The sequence below is a fragment of the Xanthomonas sp. LMG 8993 genome, assembly GCF_009835065.2.
Taxonomy (GTDB): Bacteria; Pseudomonadota; Gammaproteobacteria; order Xanthomonadales; family Xanthomonadaceae; genus Xanthomonas; species Xanthomonas arboricola.
Map to the genome: position 1 here is coordinate 151,201 of NZ_QVIF02000013.1, position 6,414 is coordinate 157,614.

The 6,414-nt window shown below is 64.8% G+C and carries 5 protein-coding genes; 3 read left to right on the forward strand and 2 right to left on the reverse strand.

Features of this window, described 5'->3' with window-relative positions:
- The first annotated feature begins 102 nt into the window (after positions 1–102).
- Together DYQ94_RS19820 and DYQ94_RS19825 are read left to right on the forward strand one after the other, a co-directional pair.
- Positions 103–1,398 (forward strand): AmpG family muropeptide MFS transporter, encoded by a 1,296-nt coding sequence (locus DYQ94_RS19820; protein WP_016901953.1) that lies wholly within the window; start codon positions 103–105, stop codon positions 1,396–1,398.
- 58 nt (positions 1,399–1,456) lie between these two features.
- On the forward strand, positions 1,457–1,684 hold the full coding sequence (locus tag DYQ94_RS19825; protein ID WP_016901952.1) for a hypothetical protein: 228 nt from the start codon (positions 1,457–1,459) through the stop codon (positions 1,682–1,684).
- Positions 1,685–1,775: 91 nt separating this feature from the next.
- Here the strand turns inward: DYQ94_RS19825 and DYQ94_RS19830 are convergent, their stop codons facing one another.
- Positions 1,776–2,918: an anhydro-N-acetylmuramic acid kinase gene (locus tag DYQ94_RS19830; protein ID WP_102582049.1), complete on the reverse strand. Its 1,143-nt coding sequence runs from the start codon at positions 2,916–2,918 to the stop codon at positions 1,776–1,778.
- A gap of 282 nt (positions 2,919–3,200) precedes the next feature.
- Positions 3,201–4,619 carry a M23 family metallopeptidase gene (locus DYQ94_RS19835; protein WP_024940463.1) on the reverse strand — a complete coding sequence of 473 codons (1,419 nt, stop codon included), beginning with the start codon at positions 4,617–4,619 and terminating at the stop codon, positions 3,201–3,203.
- A gap of 170 nt (positions 4,620–4,789) precedes the next feature.
- Between DYQ94_RS19835 and tyrS the strand changes: the two genes are divergently transcribed.
- On the forward strand, positions 4,790–6,001 hold the full coding sequence (gene tyrS, locus DYQ94_RS19840; RefSeq protein ID WP_126966478.1) for a tyrosine--tRNA ligase: 1,212 nt from the start codon (positions 4,790–4,792) through the stop codon (positions 5,999–6,001).
- Positions 6,002–6,414: the final 413 nt, after the last annotated feature.

Here is a 6,414-nt window from a genome sequence, read left to right on the forward strand (position 1 = left end):
TTCATGGAGCCAATCATGCCTTTCCGGCAGGTCAATCCGTGCAGCGGCTAGCGATACTGCCCGCCCGGCAACAATCAGCACCCGTTCCCAGCGGCCACACGCATGACCAAGCCTGTACCCAACTACAAAGGACTGCGCGGCATCCGGCAGGCCTTCGCCACGCCATCGGCGGCAACCATGGCACTGCTGGGTTTCGGCAGCGGTCTGCCGTTTCTGTTGATCGCCTCGCAGACCCTGTCCACCCGGCTGCGCGACGTCGGGCTGGATCTGGGCAGCATCGGTCTGATCAGCCTGGCCAGCTTCTTCTACCTGCTCAAGTTCCTGTGGGCTCCGCTGATCGACCGCTATGCGTTCCCGATCACCGCGTTTCTGGGCCGCCGGCGTTCCTGGCTGCTGGTCTCGCAACTCGGCGTCACTGCCGGCCTGTTCGCACTGGCGTTTTCGCGCCCGGACATGAGTGTCACCGGCCTGGTCGCCTGGGTGCTGTTCGCCTCGTTCTGGGGCGCCACGCAGGATTCGGTGGTGGATGCCTACCGCATCGAAATTGCCCCAGATACCGCGCAGGCCGCCTTGGCGGCGACCTACACCCTGGGCTATCGGATCGGCCTGATCCTCGGTGGCGCCGGGGCGCTGTATCTGGCCGAATACCTCAACTGGACTTCGGCGTACCTGGCCATGTCGGCGCTGATGCTGCTGCCGATCATCACCACCCTGGTATGCCGCGAGCCGGACCGGCCGCTGGTCACGGTGGTGCGTCGCATCGACGTAGCCGGCGCATTCTGGCAGCCCATTTCCAGTTTCTTCTCCAGCAATGGGCTGGCGCTGGGCATCGTCCTGCTGGCATTTGTCGGCCTGTTCAAGTTTCCGGATCAGGTGATCGGCGTGATGGCCGGGCCGTTCTATCTGGATTCGGGCTACACCAAGGCCGACATCGCCACGGTGTCCAAGCTGTTCGGCGTGTGGATGGGCATCGTCGGCGCGTTCGCCGGCGGTGCGGCGGTGGCGGCGTTCGGCTTCCGTCGCATGCTGCTGGTGGCCGCCCTGGGCGTGGCGCTGTCCAACCTGGCGTTTTTGTTGATGGCGCAGAACCCTGGCAAATTGTGGGCGTTCTACGCCGCACTCAGTGCCGACAATCTGTTCCAGGGGTTCGCCGGTACCGTGCTGGTGGCCTTCATGTCATCGCTGACAAATCGCAATTTCACCGCCACCCAGTACGCCTTGCTGGTGTCGCTGGCCAATTTGCCGGGTAAATTCGCCGGCGGTGTGTCCGGGTTCCTGGTCGAGGCCACCTCCTACAGCACCTTCTTCATCCTCAGCGCCCTGACCGTGGTTCCCACGCTGGCCCTGCTTGCCTGGCTGTGGCCGCGGCTGGATGCCCGCGATGGGCGCCCGGATTGAAACGGCCGCCCAGGTTGTCGATGATGCAGGCGGGGCAGCGCAGTGCACGAGGCAGGGCATGACCGATCTGGTGTTGCGGGACATCGATCCATTGCTGGTGGACAGGATTCGTCGCATCTCCGTCGCTCGCGGCTGGACCCAGCATCAGACCGTGATGCATCTGCTCGAACAGGGCCTGTTCGCCAGCGAATACGAAGTCACCGGCGGCCTGCAACACCCGGAAGTCGATGCCCTGGCCGAAGCGATTGCCGCGCTCAAGGCGCTGCCGGCGGGGAATAGTCCGTAGCTGCAAACGGTCAGCCAGCGCTGCCTCGCGTGCGAATCCATCCGGCGCGAGGATGTTGCGACTGCGGGCGCTCGCAACTGATCCAGGCCTGTCACGCCGGATGGATCGCTCCCAGCAACCGCGGCCCGGCCGCCCCGGTCACCGACGGCAGATTGGCGGCCCGGCCTGCGAGCAGCTCCGCGGCCAACCATGCGAACCCCATCGCCTCCAGATAGTCCGGATCCAGCCCATGCCGCGCGCTGGATTCCACCACCACGCCCGGCAGTCGCGCCGCCAGTCGTGCCATCAATACCGGATTGCGCACCCCGCCACCGCACACCAGCACCCGGCGGGTATCGGGCTGCAGCCGCAGCAACGCGTCGGCGACACTGGCCGCGGTCAGTTCGAGCAGGGTCGCCTGCACATCGGCCGCAGACAGCGCCACGTCTCCCAGCGACCGCATCGCCTGCATCGCCCAGTCCAGATGGAACTGTTCGCGCCCGGTGCTCTTGGGCGGCGCCAGCGCAAACCAAGGGTCGGCCAGCAACGCCTGCAGCAGTGGGGTATCGACGCGCCCGCTGGCGGCGAACGCACCGTCGGCATCGAACGCCGTGCCGCGATGCTGCTGGCACCAGCTGTCCAGCAATGCATTGGCCGGCCCGGTATCGAAGCCCAGCACCGCGCCATCGCGCGGGATCAGCGTCAGGTTACCGATGCCGCCCAGATTGAGCACCGCGCGGTCTTCATCGCCCGTGCCCAGCATGGCCAGATGAAAGGCCGGCATCAGCGGCGCGCCCTGACCGCCGGCAGCCACATCGCGACGGCGGAAATCGGCCACCGTGGTGATGCCGGTGTGCTCGGCAATCCGGCTGGCATCGCCGATCTGCCAGGTAAAGGCCGGATCGGCCTTGGGTCGATGCCGAATGGTCTGCCCATGCGAGCCGATCGCGCGAACGCGCCCACGCGCGATGCCGCTGTCGCGGATCAGTTGATTGGCCGCGGCCGCAAACGCCAGCCCCACCTGCGCATCCAGGTGTCCAAGCGTATCGATGGCGATCACGTCGGCGCCCTGGCCCAGCATCACCAGCGTCTCGCGCAGTTGCGGCTCCCAGGCCACGGTGGTGCCGGCAACCAGTTCGCAGCGGCGATGGCTGTCATCGGCAAAGCGCACCAGTGCGGCATCGATGCCATCGGCGCTGGTGCCCGACATCAGGCCCAGGTAGAGCGGGGATTCCAGGTGTTCCGGAGCAGACATGCCAGAGCCAGTTGCACAGTGGTCATGCAGCTTGTGCAGCCGGGGTGGGAGAGTCAACCGCCCCGGCACGCCTCACGGTGAGGCCAATCGGCTCTACGCTCGATAGTCAGCGCTGCACCGGCAGCGCCGACTGTCGCGTCGGCATCATGGTTTCCACTGGACGCTGGCAGCGATCCGGTGCCGGCCGCAACGTTGCATGAGCTATCAGCTCCTTCGCGAACGCCGCGCAGCCATCCGACCGGCGATGGCCATGTCGGCGGCTGAGGAGTCAGCCGCCGCCACTCAACCGCGCGGCTTGCCCTTGGCGGGCTTGCCGGCGTCGGCGTAGATCAACTTCTCCATGCCTTCGATACGCGCCAGCGCCGGCGCCGTCTGCGCGCGGAAGGCGGCCAGCTCGGCACCCTGCAAGGGCTCGGGCGGCGGCATGGTCACCGACATCGGGTTGCGCTGCTGCCCGGCAACGCGGAATTCGTAATGCAGATGCGGGCCGGTCGCCAGGCCGGTCATGCCGACATAGCCGATCACCGTGCCCTGGTTGATGCGCTGGCCGGCCTTGATCTTGCCGAAGCGCGACATATGCCCATACAGCGTGCTGAAGTTCCTGCCGTGGTCCAGGATCACCACATTGCCGTAGCCGCGCTGGGTGCCGACGAACACCACCCGCGCATCGCCGGCAGCCATGATCGGCGTGCCCGAGGCTGCCGCGTAGTCCACGCCCTTGTGCATGCGCATGGTGCCCAGCACCGGATGCTTGCGTGCGCCAAAGGTCGAGCTGATGCGGCTGTAGGCCACCGGCATGCGGATGAAGCTCTTCTTCAACGGCCGGCCGGTGATGTCGAAATACTCGGCCGGCTTGCCGGCACGCTCGAAGCGGAAGCCGGTGTAGGTCTTGCCGCCGGTGGTAAAGGTCGCTGCCAGGATGTCGCCGGTATTGATCCGCTCGCCCTCGCGCCAGGTTTCGTCCATCACCACGCTGAAACGATCGCCCGGCTGCAGATCCTTGTCGAAGTCGATGTCGTACTTGAAGATCTCGTCGGTCATGACCGCCACCGCCGCCGGCGACAGCCCCGACTTGCCGGCCGAGGCGTACAGCGAGCTGCTGATTTCCCCGCTTGCCACCACGGTGCGCGTGGTCGTCGCCCGCTCGGTGACGTTCTCGCGCACGCTATCGCCCAGCAGGCGCAACTCCACGCGGTGGCTGTCGTCGCGGTCGAAGCGCAATGCGCGCAACTCGCCCGGCGTCGGCATATCGAAGGCAATCTCGGCGCCCGGACGCAGCTTGGTCAGCGCCTCCTTGGTGCCCGGATGCGCCAGCACCTGGTACATCACCGCGGTCGGGATTCCCAACTCGCCGAACAAGGTGCTCAGCGTCTGCCCGGACTTGACCTGCAGAATTTCCCAATCGGTGCTCGGCGCCAGTTGCTTGCGGCTCGGCACCAACGGCGGCAGCGGCAAGGCCAGCGTGGAATGGCTGGACAGCGGGGTATCGATGGCATTGGAGAAGCCCGGCACGATCGTGGCCACCAGCGCACCGATGGTCGCGAACAGGCTGGCATGGATCCAATGACGGCGTGTCCACCGGTCGTTGAACGCCGCCGGGAGATGCGCCTTGAGCTTGCGATGCAGGGCAGTGTCGTGGAGGACGTGGAGGCGTTCGTGAAAGCGCCGCTTGCGTGCACGGCCCTGCTCTGAATTCTGCATCGTTCAAATTCCTCGCTGGCTCGAAGTGCGAGCCCAATCGCCGGTACCATAGACAGCCTGTAACAGCGCGTCAAACCATTGAGCCTGTTCAACATTTTCATTTGGCGCGGAATTAACCCGCGTTTAACATCGTTCACGTTGTTGACGGCAAACGCCGCTGGAGTCTGTGGTTGGCCACTATCGAAGAATCCCTCGCACTCATCGGTCGCGGCACCGAGGAGATCCTCAAGCTCGATCAGCTCGAAGCGCGACTGAAATCAGGTGTGCCCCTGCGGGTCAAGGCCGGTTTCGATCCCACCGCGCCGGATCTGCATCTGGGCCACACCGTGTTGCTCAACAAGATGCGGCAGTTCCAGCAGCTCGGGCACCAGGTGATCTTCCTGATCGGTGACTTCACCGGCATGATCGGCGACCCGAGCGGCAAGAACGTCACCCGCAAGCCGCTGAGCCGCGACGATGTGCTGGCCAATGCGCGTACCTATGAGGAGCAGGTCTTCAAGATCCTGGACCGCGAACGCACCGAGGTGCGCTTCAACTCCGAGTGGTTCGGCCAGATGAGCGCGGCGGACATGATCAAGCTGTCCGCGCAGCACACGGTGGCGCGCATGCTCGAGCGCGACGACTTCGCCAAGCGCTTCACTGGCCAGCAGCCGATCGCCATCCACGAATTCCTGTATCCGCTGGTGCAGGGCTACGACTCGGTCGCCCTGACGGCGGACGTCGAACTGGGCGGTACCGACCAGAAGTTCAACCTGTTGATGGGCCGTGGCCTGCAGGAGCACTACGGCCAGGCCCCGCAGGTCGTGCTGACGATGCCGCTGCTGGAAGGCCTGGACGGCGTGGCCAAGATGTCCAAGTCGCTGGGCAACTACATCGGCATCAACGAGCCGGCCATCGACATCGTCACCAAGACCATGAAGATCGGCGACGAGCTGACCTGGCGCTGGATCGATCTGCTGTCTTTCGACATCAGCGTGGCGGAAGCAGAGCGCCTGAAGGCGCAGGTCGCCTCGGGTGAACTGCACCCGCGTGAGGTCAAATTGCGGCTGGCACGCGAACTCACCGCACGTTTCCACGACGCTGCCACCGCAGAGCAGGCCATTGCCGGCTGGCACGCGGTAGTGACAGGGCAGGGCGACACCAGTCTGTTGCCGCTGCAGGAGGTCGCTGTACCGGCCGAAGGTCTGCGCATCGCAAGCCTGCTTACTGCAGCTGGCCTGACGCCAAGTAATTCGGAAGCTATGCGTAAGCTCAAGGAGCGAGCGGTCAAGGTCGATGGCGAAGTGGTCGAAGATCCGGCACGCCAGTTCGGGCCAGGCTTCGAAGGTGTCATCCAGGTAGGTAAACGCAATTTCGCCCGTGTGGCGCTGGTCGGCGGCTGAGCTGCCGCGAGGTTGCTGCATAGCGGCAACCCCGCTGTGCGGTGACCTCTATATAGAGAGGGGCGTAACGCCTGAGTCGGATCGGCGGCTTGCCATAGCGCACTACAAGGGCGTGCCGTTGCAGCAGAGAAGAGCATCGTGAAATTTTTTTCACAAAACCCTTCCCAAATGCTCCGCTTGGGCCTATAGTTCGCCTCCCCCGACGCAACGGACCCGCAAACGCGGAACCAGAGCGGAAAGGGTTCGAAAATTCCCTGATTTAGGGTGTTGACGAAACGGAAAAGCCGGCTATGATGGGCGGCTCGCTACACGGAAAGACGCTACGGCGGATTGAAGTGCAGCGGCGGCAACTTCCTCTTCACGAGGGGTTGACGAAGATGAAAAGCCTGCTAATATGGCCGGCTCGCTTCGCA